14 protein-coding genes are annotated in these 20,645 nt (G+C 49.6%); all 14 read right to left on the reverse strand.

The annotated features are described in order from the left end of the window. Window positions 1-2,222 (reverse strand): type VI secretion system Vgr family protein (locus GSQ70_RS01520; protein WP_158785167.1); only part of this gene is annotated, 2,222 nt, incomplete at its 3' end. 58 nt (window positions 2,223-2,280) lie between these two features. Continuing rightward, window positions 2,281-2,970 carry a hypothetical protein gene (locus tag GSQ70_RS01525; RefSeq protein WP_158780612.1) on the reverse strand — a complete coding sequence of 230 codons (690 nt, stop codon included), beginning with the start codon at window positions 2,968-2,970 and terminating at the stop codon, window positions 2,281-2,283. A gap of 32 nt (window positions 2,971-3,002) precedes the next feature. After that, complete coding sequence (gene tssM, locus GSQ70_RS01530) at window positions 3,003-6,830, reverse strand: type VI secretion system membrane subunit TssM (RefSeq protein ID WP_158780613.1); 3,828 nt, start codon at window positions 6,828-6,830, stop codon at window positions 3,003-3,005. Between the two features lie 11 nt (window positions 6,831-6,841). Then, complete coding sequence (gene tssL, locus GSQ70_RS01535; protein WP_158780614.1) at window positions 6,842-8,212, reverse strand: type VI secretion system protein TssL, long form; 1,371 nt, start codon at window positions 8,210-8,212, stop codon at window positions 6,842-6,844. Next, window positions 8,212-9,558, reverse strand: coding sequence for a type VI secretion system baseplate subunit TssK (tssK, locus tag GSQ70_RS01540; protein ID WP_158780615.1), 1,347 nt, complete (start codon window positions 9,556-9,558; stop codon window positions 8,212-8,214). The genes tssL and tssK overlap by 1 nt, the downstream gene beginning before the upstream one ends. 3 nt (window positions 9,559-9,561) lie before the next feature. Beyond that, on the reverse strand, window positions 9,562-10,107 hold the full coding sequence (gene tssJ, locus GSQ70_RS01545) for a type VI secretion system lipoprotein TssJ (protein WP_158780616.1): 546 nt from the start codon (window positions 10,105-10,107) through the stop codon (window positions 9,562-9,564). A 133-nt stretch (window positions 10,108-10,240) separates the two neighbouring features. Next, window positions 10,241-10,726 carry an Hcp family type VI secretion system effector gene (locus GSQ70_RS01550; protein ID WP_158780617.1) on the reverse strand — a complete coding sequence of 162 codons (486 nt, stop codon included), beginning with the start codon at window positions 10,724-10,726 and terminating at the stop codon, window positions 10,241-10,243. Between the two features lie 173 nt (window positions 10,727-10,899). Further along, window positions 10,900-12,399, reverse strand: a complete 1,500-nt coding sequence (tssC, locus tag GSQ70_RS01555; RefSeq protein ID WP_158780618.1) for a type VI secretion system contractile sheath large subunit — start codon at window positions 12,397-12,399, stop codon at window positions 10,900-10,902. A 17-nt stretch (window positions 12,400-12,416) separates the two neighbouring features. Then, window positions 12,417-12,950 carry a type VI secretion system contractile sheath small subunit gene (tssB, locus tag GSQ70_RS01560; RefSeq protein WP_158780619.1) on the reverse strand — a complete coding sequence of 178 codons (534 nt, stop codon included), beginning with the start codon at window positions 12,948-12,950 and terminating at the stop codon, window positions 12,417-12,419. A 141-nt stretch (window positions 12,951-13,091) separates the two neighbouring features. Continuing rightward, window positions 13,092-13,673: a fimbrial protein gene (locus tag GSQ70_RS01565; protein WP_158780620.1), complete on the reverse strand. Its 582-nt coding sequence runs from the start codon at window positions 13,671-13,673 to the stop codon at window positions 13,092-13,094. Next, the gene (locus GSQ70_RS01570) at window positions 13,661-16,159 is read right to left on the reverse strand and encodes a fimbria/pilus outer membrane usher protein (protein ID WP_158780621.1); all 2,499 of its coding nucleotides are present in this window, start codon (window positions 16,157-16,159) and stop codon (window positions 13,661-13,663) included. The genes GSQ70_RS01565 and GSQ70_RS01570 overlap by 13 nt, the downstream gene beginning before the upstream one ends. 228 nt (window positions 16,160-16,387) lie before the next feature. Further along, window positions 16,388-17,137, reverse strand: a complete 750-nt coding sequence (locus GSQ70_RS01575) for a molecular chaperone (RefSeq protein WP_158780622.1) — start codon at window positions 17,135-17,137, stop codon at window positions 16,388-16,390. 155 nt (window positions 17,138-17,292) lie between these two features. Continuing rightward, window positions 17,293-17,862 (reverse strand): fimbrial protein, encoded by a 570-nt coding sequence (locus GSQ70_RS01580; RefSeq protein WP_158780623.1) that lies wholly within the window; start codon window positions 17,860-17,862, stop codon window positions 17,293-17,295. A 91-nt stretch (window positions 17,863-17,953) separates the two neighbouring features. Further along, entirely contained in the window at window positions 17,954-20,641 is a 2,688-nt protein-coding gene (tssH, locus tag GSQ70_RS01585; protein WP_158780624.1) for a type VI secretion system ATPase TssH, read from the reverse strand. Window positions 20,642-20,645 lie beyond the last annotated feature (4 nt).

The raw sequence follows: 20,645 nt of genomic DNA on the forward strand, positions 1-20,645 counted from the left end.
GGCGTTGTCGGTTCCGGTGTTGTTGGTTCCGGCGTTGTTGGTTCCGGTGTTGTCGGTTCCGGTGTTGTCGGTTCCGGTGTTGTCGGTTCAATAGTCGGTGTTGGTAATGGCTCCAATGGCAATGTCACGCCTACAAAGCCAAACGCTGACAGCCCCGGCAGACCAGGGATTGCAGCCGCACCACCACCACCACCACCGCCGCCACCGCCGCCGTTGCAGCAGTCACCAGGGTTCAAATCAACCTGGCCGCCCTGCAGAACGATATGGTTAGCCACCAGTTTGATTTTGGGGGCGGTGATACACATCTCTCCACCGGCCGTCATCACAAACGGTCCACCTACAGTCATGGTATGAGGCCCGCCAATGGCATTAGTGTGTGGTCCGCCAACCGCAAGGTTATAGGCTCCGCCGACGTTCTCAGCCATCGCGCCACCTACCGCCAGGGTATAAGCTCCCCCGACGTTGGTCGCAAACGCCCCGCCAACGTTTATCCCTTTCGCAAGGGCAACGTTATCAGACTGCGATCCACCCACCTGAATACCCAAGCCCAATCCCACAACCAGAGCACTGTTACCGATGATATTCGTCTTTTCATCTGCACCGACAAAAGTCGTACTGGACGCGCCGATTGTGGTGGTCGAATTTAAACCAATGACCTGATCTTCATTACGTTTGGTCAGGCGCGACATATCACGTTCAGCCTGCTCCCAGTAATATTCCTGGCCTGGCTTATCCTCGAACTGGATGCCGTTAAAGTTGGTCCGTCCGCCGCCTACTGTGCGGCTGATCAGCCCACTTTGAGTGGCGTTCTCAGGCAGATCCCACGGCGGCATGGTTACGTTGTTGTAGAGGGTTCCCAACACCAGCGGACGATCGGGATCGCCATTGATAAAATCAACAATGACCTCATGGCCCACGCGAGGAATGCAGATACCACCAAATTGGTTCCCTGCCCACGCCTGACTGACGCGGATCCAGCAGGAGTCCGTCTCACGGTTTTGACCATAGCGATCCCACAGGAAGCGGACTTTGATTCGGCCATAAGTATCGGTCCAGATATCTTCACCTGGCGGCCCTACCACCACAGCCGTTTGCGGGCCGCTGGTTTTAGGACGGATAGCCAGCTGCGGATGACGGTAAATCTTGGTTGTCGGCTGCACCGTGAATTCACAGTGATAGCTGAACTCACCCGACCCGGTCAGCTGGCTAATATCGATAATTTCCAGACGGCTGGAGATCACCATGTATTCGCGATTGGCTTTCTCCAGCGGGCAACCCTGCAGCTCGAAATCGATGCCGCAGGCGATACCTCTCAGCTCACCCGCCCCTATGGCACGGGAACCCAGCGCGCCACGCTCTTCACTGCGGATTTTGGCCAACTGCTCACCGATATCCGGCTGATCGTAATCGCCCGGCCAGTGATACACCTCCATCTCATTGAAGCTGGTTTTACGCGGCTTGCTGTCAATCGCCGAGATATCAGCACGCGATTTGGTAAAATCGTAGTCGTTGGTATACCACTTACCGGAAGTAATGGTTTCCTGGAACTCAAAGCGACTGATGTATTCCTGATCGGCTTTTGGCGTATCCGGCATGTACTGGATAACGTGGTAAGCCTCACTTTCAGACTGCTTGTGCGCACCAACATGATCGACCAGCACCAGCTTATGCTTCTGTTCAGCATGCTCGTAGAACCAGTAAATTCCCCACTCCTCCATCAGACGCTCGATGAAGTTAAAGTCTGTCTCGCCGTACTGCACCTGGAAATCCAGTTGGGGATAGGTGGCCGTCAGTCGTTTCTCAACCGGGAAGTTGTACTCTGACAACACCTCTTCAATAATTTCCACCACCGTCTTCTGTTGGAAAATTTTGAAGTCTGATGTTAAATCAGTCAGATACAGCCATGGCCTCAGGATAATTTCAAAAATTGCCTGATTCGCATCCCGTCCCAGGAAACGTGCCCGTTGTACCAGACCAGAGATTTCACGGGTTCCCTGCCCGAGACCTAACAGGTCATCAAGCCCGTTACCGTCGAGTTCCATTGAAACGGTCATCTCTTTGCCGATCAGCGCCTTAATGTCGATATTCGACGCTGACTGCCAGGGGATCAACGGATTCGCCGGCGTTTTAACGGTCAGGGTATAGGTATATAAGGTTGAGAATGCCTCTTCACCTTCGAGTTTTGTTAAAACTAAAGCTGGCTCGCCCAGCAAAAGAGGCATTGCCGAACTGCTTAAAGTAATAGTTCTTGACATATCAATACCTGGTAATTAATTAAAGTTATGAGTGACAGACAAATTCTGTTTGCCTCCCTGCCTGAAGTGAGATTTTTTGTGAGTCGATTATTTTTCCATACCTGGTTTGCCTCCAAAGCCATACATTCCCTTCCGTTTGAATACAGCCTGGCCAACCCTTCCATGGCATGATTTCAATCCCATTATCGCTATTTATTTTCTCTTCACTTTCACTCAATTCAGAAAGCAGTAACTCCGACCGGTTTCTGAATTTATATTGCTCATTAATTGCCAGTGATTCCCAAAAAGGCGAATATGAGCGCCGTAGCGACTTTATCCAGTCCTGCAGGGCAGCCCGGTCACTGACCACACCATCCTGTCGCTGTATACCGATCAGCATCCTTGATAACCAAAAGGCCACATGGAACCTGGACTTTAAATTTTCACGGAGCCAGTGGTATGACACCCGGCTGTAAAGTGCGAAAACAGGCTGAGTCTCAGAAGACTTAATGCCGGTAACAAAGGCGCCAAAATAATAATATTTTCTCTTTCCGAAACTGATCGGCATAACAAAGCACCAGGGATGTGTATCGCTCAGATGCTGGCCCGCTAACGTGGCCTCCATCTGAGGAATAATCTCATCCAACAGAATATCTGTTATTTTTTGTTGTTTCTTTTGGGAAGAACTGAACTTTGTTCTTGTCGTTTCTCCCATTACAGATATCCAAACGTCCATGTTCATCTTTCCTGATAATTAATACTGGCCGCTCAGAAATTTCCCGGACAGGAAAAATTCTTCAGCAGGTCAATAATCAATTCATCTTTATAAGTCAGCCCTGTGACCTCGACCTTAACCTGGCGTTTGTCCATATTAAAGATCAGCACTGGCTGCCCTGAGTCAGATGTTTCAATATCTTCCACCGTATCCAGCCATCTCATCAGCGCCCACGGCCCGGTTTTGGTCATTCCATTGTCTTTCAGCGTCACACGAGGCTTGGTGCTCATATTCACCACCGACTCAGAACGGCTGCCAGGCCATGCGAACGATTTCGGCATCACCGGACCATGAGAATAAGTCATGGTGCTGCCATCAAAGTTCAGCGTCAGCTGGGTAATGGAAGGGGACATGTAAGGGACTGCTGCCGTATAGTTCAGGCCCAGCTTGCTGCCGCCATTCTGGAAGAAGGCTTTGCGAATAAGCTGTGCCTGTTCAAAGACATCCAGCGCCTCAGAATCCTGCGTATCGACGTCACCTTTGTAGCGCCATGGCCGGGTTGAAGTATCCACTTTATCAGCCAGATTTTTCTTGAAGTAATCGTCAACCACGCCGCCTGCCGCAAAGAATTGCTCAAAATCACGCAGGCTCACTTCTTCCGGCACATCGGCAAAGGGATAGCGTCCCTGCAGCGTGTTACGACAAACTTCACCTAAACTGGCGGCGATTGTTTTGTTGGTGTTGCTGACAACCTGATGATTCACACGCTTATAAGCGCCATTCAGCAAGGGAGCGATAATGTATTTGAACGGATCTGGCCACACTGCAGATTCTGCACTCAGCCTCTGACCGGCATCAGAAACGGTAGGCAGGTTGCCATTCCTGATAGCACTGTCGGAAATCACCAGCTGCGTATACTGATCGTTCAGTACGCTCATGATGGTGCTCAGCTTGGTGCCTGAAGCCAGCCCGCCATTAGCAGTGCTCCCGCCAACGAATTCACGAAGCGGCGCGAAGTAGTTATCCACTCCCTGACGCAGAATGTTCTTTTCGTGGGCTGCTAACGCCAGGTTGAGTTTTGAGGCCGCATCAAGGAGCTGGGTATTGTTCACGCCCATTCCCATGCTGCCCTGCCCTTTGAGCAGGCTGGCAGGCTGATCCGCCGCCAGCGTGGTCTCTTTTACCGCCTGCTTCGCCAGATTGATCAGCGGAGAGTTAGTGGAGACCAGGGTACGCATCATATAAATATCAAACGACAGGCCCATGCTGTTGTTATCCAACCCATCAGACTTCAGGCGGATATTCTGCAGGAAGGTCTGCCACTGCCGGGTATACTCTTTGAGATAAAGCCGGGTCAGGGCATCTTTAGTCGGGTCAATTATCCCGGCAGTATGGTCCACTTTCAGCGATTTTAAAGACGCAAGAGGCTCAGGATTTCCCATTACCCAGCGATCTTCCTGGTCAAGCCCCCGTAAAATACCGTTGAGTTTTTTTTTAAAAACCTGATGATAACCGTCGTAAGTGAACAGGCCAGGAACCCCCTTTTCTGCCATATCCGAATTCACTACGGTAAACACCTGGCCGGCTTCTTCATTGGTCATTTTACTCAGCGTCAGGTTTTCTGGCGCATCTGCCTCCATCGCGGCCTTCACGCGGTCATACAAACGCGCGCTGAGCGGATTGCGGTTCAGCATATCCCGGGCTTCTTTGATCAAATCCTTGTCCATCGGCTGACCATACTGGCGCCAGTCCTCATGGCTGAAGAGTTTATTAAGATGAGCCATAAACAGGCTTCTCTCTTCATACGGCAGAATTTTCCCTGAGTTGTCCCAGGCTTTGGTGATTTCGGCAACCAGGTAATCCTGGTTATACACGCCTTCGCCAGAAAGCATCAGGTACAGCTTCAACGTGTTATAAATGTCCGTCGTATCGCTGTTGAATACGGCGTTTTGCAGCGCATCATGGGCCTGGCTTTCAATCATCGGGAACAGCAGTCTTCTGAGGAAGAAGTGGTACAAGCCGTCAGAATCCCGATCCAGATCTTTCCCGACATAAAGCCCATACCGGTACTCCATATCCGGGTTCTGCACATTAAGTCCACCAAATTCCGGCAGGAACTGCGCCAGATTCAGTAAGGTCGGCACCATTTTCTCGTTGGTGGTTTTCACGAAAGTTTTCACTTCGCCTTCCAGCCTGGCCACTTTAACTGCCGTCGCTTCAAGATAGGCGCCATTATTGTGGTAGCTGTGATACAGCCCGCTGAGCAGCAGTACGCCCGCCACCACACATAAACAGTGCCCGAAGAAATTCTGGAAGCGATATTTTGACTCCACCCGGAGGTTGTGACGCACCAGGTCCGCATCTTTAATAATGATTTCGGAGAACAGCTGGCGAAGAAAATACTGGCGGCCGTAAGAGACATCCTTAACCAGGAAGTCAGCGTCTTCCTGCAGCGAAGCCGAATAAGCCAGAGCATCCGGGCTGCGGTTGCTTATAAAGTTGCGCCATTTCTGCATCAGCGTGCTGTTGTTCACCATCACGCTGTTTTCTGGCTGGTTACTGCTGCTGAAATAGACGCCGCGCAGAGAGGTGTAGCTTTGAGTCTCGTCGTAACGCGAAGCAAAGAACACGTTCTGCAGAATATCCGTGACGCTCTGCGTCAGCATTCTGAAGTCCTGCGGCAGGGCGTACATTTTCTTTCTGTCAGCGTTGTCGTACTCTTCCTGCTGACGCATGGTCATGTTTCTCTCAATGCGATTTTCCAGCAAAGAGAGTTCAGATTCGACCAGCGTGCGCAGTTCAGTCACGGCGGTTTTCATCTCATCGCCATACGGGAAGGTGACGCCCCAAATCTGCTCACGTTCCTGCTCGGTCAGGATACGGAAATACTCCGCAAAGCCGGTCAGCTGATCCAGCTTGGTTACCAGCACATAGACCGGGAAACGGACGCCCAGTACCTTGCGCGTGTCATCCAGGCGCGAACGAATTTTGGCTGACAGATCGTAAAGCTCAGTTTTACTGCGCCCCATCACATCAGAGACAGAAACGGTCACGATGATGCCGTTCAGGGCCTTAACCGGGCGATATTTTTTGATCGCTTTTAAGATCCCATTCCACTCAGGCATGCTGCTGTGTGCTTCATCAACATACTTTCCGGCGGTATCAATAAATAACGCTTCATTAGCAAACCAGCACTCACAGTTCGCTGTTGGCGGGCTCTCTTTACAGACCCGGTTCAGCTGTTCTGGCAGAGGGAAGTTTTGGCCTGAAGATAAAATGGCCGAGGTTTTTCCAGCCCCTTCTGTGCCCAGCACCATATACCAGGGAAGATCGTTAAGGGATTTCGAAGGCAGGAAAAAACGCTGGAACCATGAAACGTTTTTGCGGATTTTTTTGATGTAACTGACCGCATCACGGATCACCGCATTAATTTCGGTCACCTGAGTATCGACTTTGACTTCTTTACTGCTGAAAAGGGTATCCAGTAATTTCGGATTATTTTTCAACGCCAGCAGTAATTTCCAGGCACCGTACACCAGCGCCAGGAAAAGGATCACGCCAATGACGATAAATCTGGCCGACATCTCTGCCAGTGGGTAACCATCGCCGATGAACACATAGGGGCCAATAACCCAGACGATCACGCAAGCGGTGGCAACGGTGATCAGGAAGAACGGGGTGTTGAACCACAGACCGATCAGGCAGAGCAGCGCCAGCACAATAAAGATCACGCGGGCTTCGGTGCTTTCAAGTGGGCGTGTCTCACCGAATCCCAGGAACGGCCCCAGGAACCAGATTGCCGCAATCAGCAACGCGAAGAAGGCGATGACCATCATGACCTTTGTAACGCGCAACGAGAAAATTCTATTTAAATAAAACATTAGTTAACTCATCAATAAGTCACGAAAAATTCCACACGCCTGTTCTGCGCACGCCCTTGCTTGTCTTTATTGCTGCTGACAGGCTGACTGTCTCCAGCGCCCTGTACGGTTATTTTTGCCGGATCAATTCCCTCGGCAATGAAATAACGGGCGACATCTGCAGCGCGTTTTTCTGACAGCACTTTGTTATTCGGGAACGCTTTCGTTTTAACGGGTGTGGAGTCGGTGTGGCCAACAATGATCACTTTGCCATTCACGCGGTGAACTTCTTTTGCCACGCGCTGAAGAATTGGCTCCATATCTGGGATAATTTTGTCCGATCCCGACAGGAAGATTGAATCGCCGCGGAAAACTACCTTGCTCTGAGCCTGAGTTTCATCAACGCTTACCAGCTGTTTTCTGATCTCTTCTTTCAGCAAGATGGCCAGGCGCAGGCGGGCAACAACCGGTGGTTTGCTCACGTTGAGACGCTGCATGGCATAAATGCGTTTTTGCAGGTCGAGTTCGTGGACCGAGAGCCAGTATTTGCACCAGATATAGGTGGAAGCCACCAGGATAGCAGCCAGCAGGCAAGTGACGCGCACCGGGATGATCAGGCGCTCTCGCTTCTTACTGCCCCGCACAACCAGCCCGTGAGGAGACAAGGCCGACGGCATTGAATCCCGGGTGCTCTGGATGATGGTCAGCAGACGCTGGCGGATTTTCGTCAGTTGACGATCGCCATCTTCAAGAATGCTGTAACGTCCTTCGAACCCCAGCCCCAGAATACGCAGCAGCACCTCAAGCACGTCAACGTATTCATGTGGGTTCATGGAGAGACGACCAATCAGCAGGAAGAATTTATTCCCGCCGTCGTTATCGCCCTCAAAATGGTTCAGAAGGTTGCTTTGTGACCAGCCCGCCTGTAATCCCCATGGGGTGGTGTGTGCAGCCTCATCCAGTGCGGTACAGATGCAATAGCGCACGATGGCCATTTTCTTCCATGAGATTTCCACCTCATCACACACCACGCTGAACAGGTTGATTTCGTTTTTCAGGCTTCTTTTCAACACGTCAGCGTGCTCTGACGACTGCATGCTGTCAGGCATATCGCTTAACGCACGCAGCAGAGGCTGAACGGCCTCCAGCAGGGGGTTATCAGCCGCTTTGACTTTTAATACACGCTGCTGAACACCTTCACTTTTTAACGAGGCTTCATTTTTATTGCTACGCACGCCCATGGCGAAAGCATCAGTACTGTCGATCCCTGCGATACCAGGCACATCAAAACCAGCCTGATCATCAAGCAAAAACTTACCCAGTGCCTGAGGCGTTAACGCTTCATCGGGCATTTGCGTCGAGTCCGGACTCTCCAGATCCCTTGGCTGGTCTAGTTCACTCATTAATTTCTGACTCCCCACAGCTCCATTTTCAGTCCCGGGAAATCACCCGCGACATGAAGAGCCAGCGCACCCGTTCCGGCAATTTTTTCCCAGAAAGGCCCACTTTTGAGCAGGTCAAAATAGACATATCCCGAGTGATAAGGGATCTGCCGTGGTGGCACTGGCAATCCTTGTAAAACCAATCCAGGCAGATGCGAACGAACTAATTCATGCAGTTGTTGCGGTGCGCTGATCTTGGCCTGTGCCGAGAATTGCTGCTGCAGAACATCCATTGGTAACTGTGCGTTAACCGCCAGCACCAGGTTCGAGAATGAGCGCAGTTCTCCTGGCAGTACCGAAGCAGACCAGACACCATTGCCTTTAGCATGCAGAACAATCATCTGACCGGCACGGATCAGGATCTGGTTCAGCAGATCGTGCAGTTCTTCAACCAGCGGACGAATTGACTGATAAAGCCTCGCATGGTCATAACCCGGCGCGCTTTTAGGGCGACGTGTTTTAGTGCGAATAAAAGTCGACAACTCGCCGGAAAACTTCGCCAGCTCCTGATACAACATAATAGGCGGCAGTTCCGGGATGTTTCTTAAGTGATCCAGTATCGGCTCATACTTATTGAAGATCTGCAGCAGCAGATAATCCACCACTTCCGCACTGCCACTGGCTTTACCATCGCTGTTGGAAAGACGTTCGGCCAGCATTTCCGCACGCATCTTCACCAGACCGTTGAGGTGAGTCAGCCACTCGGTCAGCAAATGGTTCGCGGCATAACCGGTCACCGGCGGAATGTGGTCTTCAACGTGCAGCAGGACGCTGCCGTCCGGCTGAATCGCTCTGACCCTGGTCAGCGGCAACCCAATCCAGGATTCAGTCATTTCGCTTTCTGCCACCAACTTCAGGCGCAGTTTCGCCAGCTGAACCGGTTTGGGTCCCTGACGGATGGAGTTGGTGTCGCTGAGATCCGTTTCAAAAGCAGAAAAACGAGCCAGCGAACCATAATCGTTAGGATCGAAGATGGTTTCGTCGCTGTTATCCAGACGCAACGGCACCGCCAGATAGATCATCTTACCGAGGTGATCGGGGGTGATGGTCAACGGTTCAGGCAACTCAGCATGGCCAGGAATATCAAACGGCGTGCCATCAGGTAATACTCCCCTGCCCGAACGCAGCACGAGTTTTCCGTAAGAGAGAGCTTCCAGATCGATATCATAGTGCGCGAACCCCCAGAAGAAGGGAGTAATAGTCGCGGCACGTTTATGTGCGTAATATTCTAAATAGCGTTCCTGCTGCTGAAAAAGCTGAGGGCGCAGAAAGAGACCCTCACTCCAGACGACTTTATTTGTTCTCATCGGTCAGTCCATTTTATCGATCGAGATTGCTAATGTGTTAAAATGCACGCTAAATGCTATCGGATCTCCCGGGACTATCTTTCTCCACCAGGATTTCTTTTTGTGCTTTTCAGAAAGTTCAACCGTGTCACTCCAGCCTGCCTTATCAATTTCCCGATAGGCTGCTGTTACCCCCAGAGCAATGGCATCTTTACCTGGCGTAAGTGTAATTATTCTGGTTTCACCGGGTTTCAGTATCGCCTCATAAATTTTTGAGGATTCTTCTTTTAACTCTGGGTTGGTGTTATCTGTGATGGTGAAAAAATCACTGTTCTCAAAGTTATCTAAGGCCTTAAGTTCATAAATCGCGATACTTAAAGGCGCAGCCTCCCCTTTTTCATTAGGGTTAACATCGTCTGACGAGGTCAGGCTGACTTTGATTTTTTCAGATTTTTGCTCTTCTTTTGGTGCGGAAAAGCCGCAGCCAACCAAAAACAAGGATAAAAATAAAATAATCGTGTAGCGAATAACGCTTTCAGTATATTTAGTTGTTTTTCTAACTTGCTGCATCTTGCTGTACCTCGGGCAACCTGGCCAGAAAAAGGTTTTCCGGAATTTCCCGCTGCCGAAACTGGTAGCCTGACTGAGTGAAAAACTTGCCACCCCGAAAGATGGCAAGTTTACTCACAAACCTGAAAGCAAATTAGCTGCTCAGGTTAGCTTTAACGTCATAGCTTGCAGAGATAACACCAGATTTGGAGCCTTCTGAATTCTGCATGACGTAGTCCTGGGTCACTTTAGTGAAGGAGAACTTCACCAGTTCGCGTGGACGAGTTTCATCTTCTGAAGAACCGGCCATATCAACGCGGGTAATGATGACATCAGTAAATTTGATGGTCAGGTATTCCAGCGGATCGCCACCTGCTTTGCGAACAACGAAAGTAATGTTTTTGATGTGCTTACCGGAAAGGCAGTAGCTCAGCAGGTTAGGGCTGGCTTTGTCGGTGTAGTGAGTAAAGCAGAAATCATCAACAGATGCTTTACCAGAACCGCCGCCTGAACCACTGTGCATATTAGAATGCTGAGCAACATCCCACTGCCAGCTAAGAACTTCAATTTCGTTAGTATGTGTAGCATCCAGTGATTCACCTTCGATGCCATCGATTTTTAAGAACATATCTTGTGCCATGATAATTTCCTTATTAAGCACTTATTGAAAGCGTTACACGTATATGTAACGACCTGGTAAAACAGTGAACTTTGCTGAGTTAACAGCAAATATTCCCTGCTAATAACTTTTAAAAGGTTTTTCGTCAGCCCGTTACCCGATAAAAGAACGGGCTTCAGATAATCCTTTTTTAATTACGCAACGCCTTTCAGCGAAGGCAGTTTAGCAACCATACGCAGTGAAACAGTCAGGCCTTCCAGCTGGAAATGCGGACGCAGGAAGAATTTCGCCTGATAGTAGCCCGGGTTGCCTTCCACTTCTTCAACCACAACTTCAGCCGCAGCCAGAGGACGACGTGCTTTGGTTTCGAAAGAGGAGTTAGCCGGGTCACCATCCACATAGTTCATCACCCAGTCGTTCAGCCAGCGCTGCATTTCATCGCGCTCTTTGAAGGTACCGATTTTGTCACGCACGATGCACTTCAGATAATGAGCGAAGCGCGAACAGGCGAACATGTACGGCAGACGGGCAGACAGGTTGGCGTTGGCCGTTGCATCGGGGTCGTAGTATTCAGCCGGTTTCTGCAGAGACTGAGCACCAATAAAGGCCGCATAGTCAGTGTTTTTACGGTGAATCAACGGAATGAAACCGTTTTTCGCCAGTTCAGCTTCACGACGGTCAGAAATCGCAATTTCCGTCGGGCATTTCATATCAATGCCGCCATCGTCGGTTGGGAAGGTATGGCATGGCAGACCTTCAACAACACCACCACTTTCCACACCGCGGATCAGCGTACACCAGCCGTAATGTTTGAATGAACGGTTGATGTTCACCGCCATCGCATAGGCTGCGTTAGACCAGACATATTTGCTGTGGTCTGCGCCGTCAGTGGTCTCTTCAAAGTTGAAGTGATCAACCGGGTTGGTACGAATGCCGTATGGCAGACGAGCCAGGAAGCGTGGCATAGCCAGACCGATGTAGCGTGAATCTTCTGACTGGCGCAGTGAGTTCCAGGCTGCATATTCCAGGTTCTGCGTGAAGATTTTGGTCAGATCGCGTGGGTTAGCCAGCTCCTGCCAGGAATCCATCTGCAGCACGTTTGGTGATGCGCCGGTAATGAAAGGCACGTGCGCAGAAGCAGCAACTTTACCAATTGAAGACAGCAAATCCACATCTGGCGCAGTATGGTCAAAGAAGTAGTCGGCAACCAGACAACCGTAAGGTTCGCCACCGAGCTGACCATACTCCTCTTCATAAATCTGCTTGAATAAAGGACTCTGATCCCAGGCGATCCCTTTATAGCGCTTCATGTTACGTCTTAAATCGTCCTTTGAGATATCCATGAAACGCAGTTTCAGCTTCTCATCGGTTTCGGTGTTATTGACCAGATAGTGCAGACCACGCCAGGCGCTTTCCAGAGCCTGAAACTCCGGATGGTGTAGGATCAGGTTAATCTGCTCTGACAGTTTACGGTCAATCTCAGCGATAAATTTCGCGATGTTTTTGTAAGCATCGTCAGCAACGGTAATAGAGCTGGCCAGAGCCTGCTCGGCCAGTGTTTTCACCGCATTTTCAACAGCAACTTTTGCCTGGTCAGACTTCGGTTTGAATTCTTTATTTAATAAAGAATTAAAATCGCTATAAGTGGTAGTTGCAGCCGCTGCTTGCTTATTATTTTCTACTTTAATAGACATGATTCCCTTCTTTTGACTCAATCTTTCCGTGGAACATTGCCAGCTTCACTTTTTGGCTTTGGTTCTGCAGCCAGAGTGTTAAGCAGCGTTTTATCGTTCAGCACTTTCATAACCAGACTTTCTGCACCGGCTTTGCCGTCCATATAAGTCTGCAGGTTAGCCAGCTGCGTGCGGGCTTCCAGCAGTTGAGAAAGTGAGTCAACTTTTTTAGCAATTTCGTCCGGAGAGAAATCATTGATACTTTCAAAGGTCATATCAATCATTAACTGGCCTTCACCCGTCAGCGTGTTCGCTACGGCGAAAGCAACTCGTGGTTTCATTGCCTTCATACGTTCATCGAAATTATCGATGTCAATACTCAGGAATTTACGATCCGCGACCGGTGGTAATGGCTCCAGAGCTTTACCAGACAGATCGGCCAGTACGCCCATAACAAACGGAAGTTCAATTTTCTTCTCGCTGCCATAAATTTCCACATCATATTCAATCTGAACGCGTGGAGCTCGGTTTCTTGCAATAAACTTTTGAGAACTATTATTAATAGCTGCCATGATGTCCCTTTCACTGTGCACTTTAAAGGATTAAATTTTAATTTTCATTGCCGTCTGGCAATAAATCACAAGGATTTTCTTCTGAATATTATTTGCACCCCGCCTGACCTACTGGCAGTCAATGCACCAACCCCCTTCATTCTATTTATAAACAAGCTCAACGCCAGCAAGTGATCTTAATTTTCCTGCCGTAACGGCATCACTGCCTTTGGCATAGTAGCTTGCTGTATATTGATGTGTTACATCACCCCCTGCGGAAGGGATAGCATAATCCTGTCCGCTGGTTGCATCATCAATAACGACCTGCGTTCCGTTTTCTTTACGAATTCTGACCTGAACATTTTCACTGTATTCAGCCCCTGTCGTGTTGGTAAGATTTCCTGTATCTGTATCGGCCGCACTCAAGTTGCTGATAAACTTAACGGTCACAATACGATCGGACGGACAATCTTTCAGAGTAATGTCAAAATTTTTATTTCCGGCCTCGGAACCACTGACTTTCAACGCTGATGTGCTAATCGTGGGTAACAAAACCGTCTCTGAATAAGTTCCACTATTGACGCTTATATTGCAAGTCTCATCGTTATAAACGCCCTGAAAAAGTACATCAATATTACAGTTAATGCTGCAGGTCGTGTCCGCTTTTAACTGGAGCGAAACCAAAAGCCCAGAAAAAAGCAAAGTACTTACTGCATGACGTTTAAGTTTATTTAATGAGCGCATGTGACCTCCAGCTGAGCCATATTAGTGTCTTTCGCATCTGGCAACTTACTGCCCGGCAGAACACGACAGACTGTTGACTTGTCGCCCATCACATACAGCACATTATTGGTAGCATCCCAACCGCGAATAAAGGCCTGTCCACCCTGCCCAACGATGCTCTGGCTTACCCCATCTTTATCGGCCAGTTCGGTACCAATTGGCATATAAGCGCCTTTATCATCCCTGACCGTGATTACGGCAGGCGCACCGATAATCGTTTTCATGCTCACAAATGTTGCAGAACCAGCCCTTGGAACAACAATGCTTTCGCTTTCCAGAACATCAACGGTGTCAGGTAGCCCTTTTGCATCCACCGAAATCGAATTCTGACGATAAGCGGTCAGTGACGGCATGATGGCATAGCCATTGCTGTCAATTGTCGACCCGTAACCGTTTAGAATTTTAGCGCCTTCTCCACCCGGCACATCAATAATGGCAAACGCAGAGTCACCCAATTGCGGCCCAAGGGTCATACCGCCCCGATGGGCGACCAGACTGCCATTGGCCGACAATGACAGCTGCTTAGTCGAGTTACTGTCCATTGATGCCGTCATACCGACCTGGCCATAAGGCGAGCGATAGTTAACGTTCCCAGTTACGCCTTCCTGGCTTGACCCTTTGTTGTAGCGCCCCATCGAGGTGCCCACACCGTAATTCAGTTCATTTCTGTCACCCTGGCTACCGTTCGCACTGGCCTGCAGGGACGAGTTACCGGAATTATCATGTGTATAAGTCGAATAAATCGAGCTGAATACCGGTTTACTGTTAACATTATTCCACCCCAATGGCACATTGACAGAGAATGTGAAACTGTTCACATCTTTACTGTTGCCAGAACGCAAACGAGAAGCTGAAAGCGACCAGGAAAAATACCGTTCAGATTTGTTGTAGCTTAACGAATACTGTTTCGCAGATGGCCTTCCATCCCAGTAATTATAAATACTGCCGGATGCGTTAATGTAAGCGTTATTCCACAAGCGCTGACCCATCGTCAGCGTTACTCTTTCGCGCGTGCGGTAATCCGCCTCATAATGAGAGTAACGGGAGCCATACCGATCAATGCTTGCTTCCCTGAAGGTATAAAACCCCTTCGTCGAGTAGCGATAGGCTGCTAACGTAAAGTCCGTATTAGTTGGTTCAATATATTTGCTGTAACCAATCCTGAAACTGTTGCCTGATTTTTTCTTGTCATCACGTAAATCACTCTGCGCATAGGTCCCATCCAGGGAAACACCACCAAACGGAGTATTGTAAGCATTTCCGATGGCCAGTGCCTGGTAGTGTTCAGAAGCCTGAAGCCCACCATACAGGGTATACATACTGGTCAGACCATACTGATAGACACCCTGTAACACTTCCGGATAACTGCGCAGCACATCGTCCCTTAACTGCCCGACGGACAGACCAAACTGCGAAACACCTTCATGCAGCAGCATTGGCGGGGCCGAAAACGGTACATTCTGACTACGCTGCCGTCCGTCAGCCTCAGTAACGGTCAATAATAAATCACCGCCATAGCCCATCGCGCCAATATCAGTCAGTTCAAAAGGTCCCGGGGGAACCGTAGTTTCATAGATAACCTGACCACGCTGCGTGACTGTTATTTTGGCGTTAGTTTCCGCATTTCCCCGCAGGACAGGAACATAATTGCGGATCCCTTCAGGCAACATCCGATCATCACTCTGCAACTGCACACCGCGTAACGTGAAGCTGTCGAAAACATCGCCGCGGGTATTACTGTCCCCCAGCGTCAGCTGACTTTTTAATGGCGTGATATCAGTCTGCGCATAACCCAACAGGTTTTGCGTGTGCATTCCGTCGTAGTTTGACCAGTTAGTGTTAAGCCGCTTTCTCAGACGCCATCCCGCAACGTTAAATCCCGCCAGTACCCCAATATTATTGGTATAAGTGGTACTGTTACGACCACTGTAATTTCCTGACCCTGAATTCAGGGTATACAGGTTAGCGTTATAATCCAGGAAACCCGCAGTGACACCTGAATCCCAGGTATTAGGATCAATATAACCGCGAGGAAAATGAACTACGTTAACCTGAGGTACAACAATCGAAAGCAGGTAGTCGCCACCGTCATAGTTAACGGTACTGCCCGCGATAATATTCTGTAACCTGAGACATTCACCGGTTTCTGAACCAGTTTGTTGTTCCAGTTTCTTTTGCACTGCAGCATCCAGCCTGATGCCCATGCGCTCGATTTCTGCCAGACTGAAACAGGCATGAGCGCTTGATTCCCCGGAGGAAGCAGTAAAACGAATAGTATACTTTCCCCGATTTTCATTATTTACAACAACAATGACAGGATAGCTTCCCGGTGCCACATAGTTCCCTCTGTCATAGCGGGAAACATCGACGGCAGCTCCATGCATAAACGATGGATTAAATTCAATAACAGCGGGTTCTGTAACAGCCAGTTCAGGAGGTGCTGCCATTGCTGCCCATCCTGCGGGGGCCACTACCACCGCACAAATAATTTTAACCGTTGTTATTATTTTTCTGGACGAAAAGGCGCACGTCAGTGTGCTTTTCGGTTTTAGGCATAAACTCATTTCTGATTGATGCACCTGGTAAACTCCTTTTTCCAGCTGGCTGCCGCCACTTTTTACGGACTGAGCATTCGCTCTCCCTGTCCGACTTTTTGCGCATTTATGCCGCGCGATTTATTTCTTCTGCTGTAAAACCAATCCTTTTCCGCCAGTCACGCTCAGCTTACCGTTATAAGCTGAGCCATAATCATTGAGTAACCGGAAAGTCATCCCGGTCATGCCAGCTACGCTACCCTTATTTTTCAAAAGAAAATCTTTGCTCTCTAAAGGTGCGATCATATCCGTATTCAACGCAGCCGATTTACCACCGATTTGAACTTCTGCACTGTCAAATGAGAGATAATAAGGTGTCGGGTTAGTGATCCGAATACCCGCACCATTGCTTAAAACTTCCCACTTAATTTTATCCGCCTCACCCACTCCAGAACTGGTCAAGGCTTTCGGCCGATAGAATATTTTAATTCTGGTCCTGAACGCCAGCTCCAGACGGTCAACCTTTTCCATAGATTTCATAACCGGTGGGACTTCCAGCATATTGAACCAGAATACGGATTCCCTATCCTGAGGCAGCGCCATACCGTTATAAATCATTCTGACACTCTGACCTTTCCCCGGCTCAACCCGAAAAACGGGTGGAGTTACCATAAAAGGAACTTTCATCGAGTTAACATCTGCATTAGCATCTCCGTCATCAACCCATACCTGAACTAATGAAGCATTAGTTCCACGGTTGTTCGTCCGGACATTCAGTTCTTTTTCATTACCCGGGAAAATAATACGCGTGCCACTAATTGTCATCGCCGCCTGGCCATTAGCAACCAGACATAACATCATAAGGGCTGAGAAAGCTATTTTAACAAGCATACGATTACCCACTAAGAGACAGACTCTTAATCAATTACCATTCAGGCCTCAGGTTTATCACTGATAAACCCAAAACCTCATTAACTTTTGTGGTAAGAGCGACCGTTAGTGTTTACGATCCGGCCGCTCTTACTGGCTAGCGCTCTAAGAGGCTATTATGGGTAAGCCAGAGTAAACTGAGCTTTAGCATTTACTTTACCAGCGGTTGTCGCTGCAGTGGCATAATAACCACCGTAGTAACGCATAGTAGCAGTACCGGTGCTGCTGATAGTTGCTGCATCACCAGTCTGGCCTAAAGCCAGTGGCTCTTCATTGGAGTTGTAAAGACGAACTTCAACGTTACCCGCTGCAGGATCCGCGGTAGTTCCGCTATAAACGTTAGTCAGATTACCAGTTGTTGCATTGGTACCAGTACCACCAATTGCTTCAAAGTGAGCAGCAACCTGAGTGATTCCTGCGTCAGTTCCGGTTGGGCATCCGCTCACATTAATATCAAACAATTTAGAACCACCGGTAGCACCTGGTGAAGCCAGGGTTGTGGTAGACAGAGTTGGCAGGGTTACAACGATAGCCTGGCTATCTGCATCAATTGAACAGGTTTCGTTAATCAGTTCACCGTTGAATTCAACAGTACCCTGAGTTACTTCGCCTGCGGCGTAAACGAAAGAAGAAGAAGCCATCATACCCAGTGCCAGTGCACATACAGTCAGTTTAAAATTACGCATGTAAAAATTTCCTATTTAAATATAAATTAATTGCATTCGGCGCACACACCCTGTGTTTGCCATTTCCATTGCTATTCTATTGCACTAGTGTTTATTCGTTTTTTCCCTCTTCCTCCTGTTGTTGGAAAATAATCTCTATTCCATTTTCTTTATTCATTTCAAGCTGAATAGTCTGGCCGGTAATCGTCGTTTCACTCCCCAGAATGCGACGCCCCATTTCTGGCACGATATTTTGTTCAATAAAGCGGATCAGCATCCTTGCGCCGGTCTCTGCCACCGGGCACTGGTCCACAATAAACTGCACCAGTTCATCGCTGTATTTCAGCACTGCACCGTGCTGTTCCAGCAAACGCGCACCTAACTTATTAAGATGCAAACGGACAATGTGCTGCAAAGATTCAGGCTGCAGTGGAATATAAGGAACCACACCCAGTCGGCCTAAGAATGCGGCCGGGAAGGTTTTCAACAGTTCCGGCTGCAGCAGTTTTTTCAGGCTCTGTGCGTCCGGTGCGGTATCCGGATCATTAAACAGGCTGCTCATCATGTCACTACCGGCATTACTGGTCAGCAGTAAGATGGTGTTTTTAAAATCAATCTGGCGCCCTTCGCCATCTTCCATACTGCCCTTATCAAAGACCTGGAAGAACAACTCATGCACGTCCGGATGCGCTTTCTCGATCTCATCCAGCAGCACCACGCTGTAAGGCTTACGACGGACCGCTTCGGTCAACACCCCGCCCTCACCATAACCGACATAACCCGGAGGGGAGCCTTTCAGGGAAGAGACGGTGTGCGCTTCCTGGTATTCACTCATATTGATGGTGATCAGGTTTTGTTCGCCGCCATAAAGCTGCTCGGCGATCGCCAGGGCCGTTTCTGTTTTACCGACACCGGATGGTCCTACCAGCATAAAGACCCCGATGGGTTTTTTCGGGTCGGCCAGACCAGCACGGGCAGTCTGAATGCTTTCGCTGACCTGGTTCAGGGCAAATTCCTGACCAATCACTCGCTCTGCCAGACGCTGAGGCAATTCCAGCACGGCACGAATGTCGTCCTTCATCATTTGGCCAACGGGGATCCCCGTCCAGTCGGCAACGATGCTGGCGATAACACCCGCATTCACTTCTGCCTGCACCATCGGCTGCTCCTGGCGCGCCTCTTCCAGGCTGGCCTCCAGAGTGGCGAGCTGAGCCTGCCGCTGCTGGATTTGTTCACGATCGGGAGCCTCCTCGGCCACCAGAACCTGCAGCTCTTCACGCACGGCAATAATCGAGGAAACCAGCTCTTTCTCATGCTGCCAGCGTTGCTCCAGCATCTGGGACTTCTCAGTCTGCCCGGCAATATGCTCCTGCAATGATTCCGCTCGGCTGCTCTCGCCTTTGCCAAAATGCAGCGCTTTTTCAACCAGCGATAACTCTGTCTCGGCTGTTTCGGTCTGGAATTTCAGGATCTGAAGTTCGGTCGGCGGCGCATGTTGTGCGACAGCGACACGGGCGCAGGCAGTATCCAGCAGACTGATCGCTTTATCGGGCAGCTGACGAGCCGGGATATAACGGTGAGATAAGCGCACCGCTGCCTGCAAAGCTTCATCCATGATCCACACGCCATGGTGTTTCTCAAGCATAGGGATCAGGCCACGCAGCATTGAAGTTGCCGTCTCTTCATCTGGCTCACCCACCTGCAGCACCTGGAAGCGGCGAGTCAGGGCAGGATCCTTTTCGATATGACGCTTAAATTCACTCCAGGTGGTTGCACCGATGGTACGAAGCTGTCCCCTCGCTAAAGCGGGTTTAAGCAGATTGGCAGCATCGCCTGTTCCGGCCGCGCCACCGGCACCGACCAGGGTATGAACTTCGTCAATAAACAGGATAACCGGTTGAGGAGAAGCGATGGCTTCCTCCAGCACGGCTTTCAGACGTGCCTCAAATTCACCTTTCATGCTGGCACCTGCTGAGAGTGCCACAACATCCAGGGTCAGCAGACGTACCTGTGAAAGGGCTGGAGGAACATTACCCGCAACAATTGACTGAGCAAGCCCTTCAACAACGGCGGTTTTACCCACGCCTGCCTCACCCGTCAGCAGAGGGTTGTTTTGACGGCGACGGAGCAGAATATCCACCATGGTATTAATTTCATGGTCACGACCCAGAACAGGATCGATTTTTCCTTCGCGAGCCAGCGCAGTAAGGTCAGTAGTATATTGCGCCAGACCTCCGCTATTTTTCTGACCGGCTAACGCATTGCTGGCTTCACCCGGAATGGCCCCTTCATTCAGGACGCTGCCGTCATTTGCGGCTTCGCCAGCTTCCACAGAAGCCTGAGTGATATAACCAAAATCATTGGTCAGATGCTCAAGAGAAATACGTTCCAGAGCCGGGGAAATATCAAATAAAGCGCGACGCAGCTCCATGGTAGTCAGCATCGCAATCAATAAATGACCGCTGCGAATACGACTGTCGAAACATTCGAGGCTGGCATAAATCCAGGCGCGTTCGATAGCCAGTTCAATATGGTAGGAGAAGTCAGAAATGCTGCTGGCACCAGAGGGTAAGCGGGTCAGCGCCTGAGCGAAACCGCGCTCCATGGCATCCACATCCACTTCAAAATGGCGTGCAATCAGGCGGAAATCGCTTTCTTCCTGCTGCCACAGCTGGTTAAGCCAGTGAACCAGCTCAACATAGGGGTTGCCCCGCAACTTACAGATAGTCGTTGCATTTTCAATACTTCTGAACAGTGTTGCGTCCAGCTTTCCGAATAAATTTTGCCTGGTAATAGCCATAATA

The organism is Pantoea sp. BAV 3049 (assembly GCF_009765445.1).
In the GTDB taxonomy this organism is placed as follows: Bacteria; Pseudomonadota; Gammaproteobacteria; order Enterobacterales; family Enterobacteriaceae; genus Erwinia.

Bases quoted from the DNA above. Each gene is read 5' to 3' on its own strand.
- GSQ70_RS01525 (WP_158780612.1), bottom strand. From the start codon at position 2,970: ATGGACGTTTGGATATCTGTAATGGGAGAAACGACAAGAACAAAGTTC.
- tssM (WP_158780613.1), bottom strand. From the start codon at position 6,830: ATGTTTTATTTAAATAGAATTTTCTCGTTGCGCGTTACAAAGGTCATG.
- tssL (WP_158780614.1), bottom strand. From the start codon at position 8,212: ATGAGTGAACTAGACCAGCCAAGGGATCTGGAGAGTCCGGACTCGACG.
- tssK (WP_158780615.1), bottom strand. From the start codon at position 9,558: ATGAGAACAAATAAAGTCGTCTGGAGTGAGGGTCTCTTTCTGCGCCCT.
- tssJ (WP_158780616.1), bottom strand. From the start codon at position 10,107: ATGCAGCAAGTTAGAAAAACAACTAAATATACTGAAAGCGTTATTCGC.
- GSQ70_RS01550 (WP_158780617.1), bottom strand. From the start codon at position 10,726: ATGGCACAAGATATGTTCTTAAAAATCGATGGCATCGAAGGTGAATCA.
- tssC (WP_158780618.1), bottom strand. From the start codon at position 12,399: ATGTCTATTAAAGTAGAAAATAATAAGCAAGCAGCGGCTGCAACTACC.
- tssB (WP_158780619.1), bottom strand. From the start codon at position 12,950: ATGGCAGCTATTAATAATAGTTCTCAAAAGTTTATTGCAAGAAACCGA.
- GSQ70_RS01565 (WP_158780620.1), bottom strand. From the start codon at position 13,673: ATGCGCTCATTAAATAAACTTAAACGTCATGCAGTAAGTACTTTGCTT.
- GSQ70_RS01570 (WP_158780621.1), bottom strand. From the start codon at position 16,159: ATGGCAGCACCTCCTGAACTGGCTGTTACAGAACCCGCTGTTATTGAA.
- GSQ70_RS01575 (WP_158780622.1), bottom strand. From the start codon at position 17,137: ATGCTTGTTAAAATAGCTTTCTCAGCCCTTATGATGTTATGTCTGGTT.
- GSQ70_RS01580 (WP_158780623.1), bottom strand. From the start codon at position 17,862: ATGCGTAATTTTAAACTGACTGTATGTGCACTGGCACTGGGTATGATG.
- tssH (WP_158780624.1), bottom strand. From the start codon at position 20,641: ATGGCTATTACCAGGCAAAATTTATTCGGAAAGCTGGACGCAACACTG.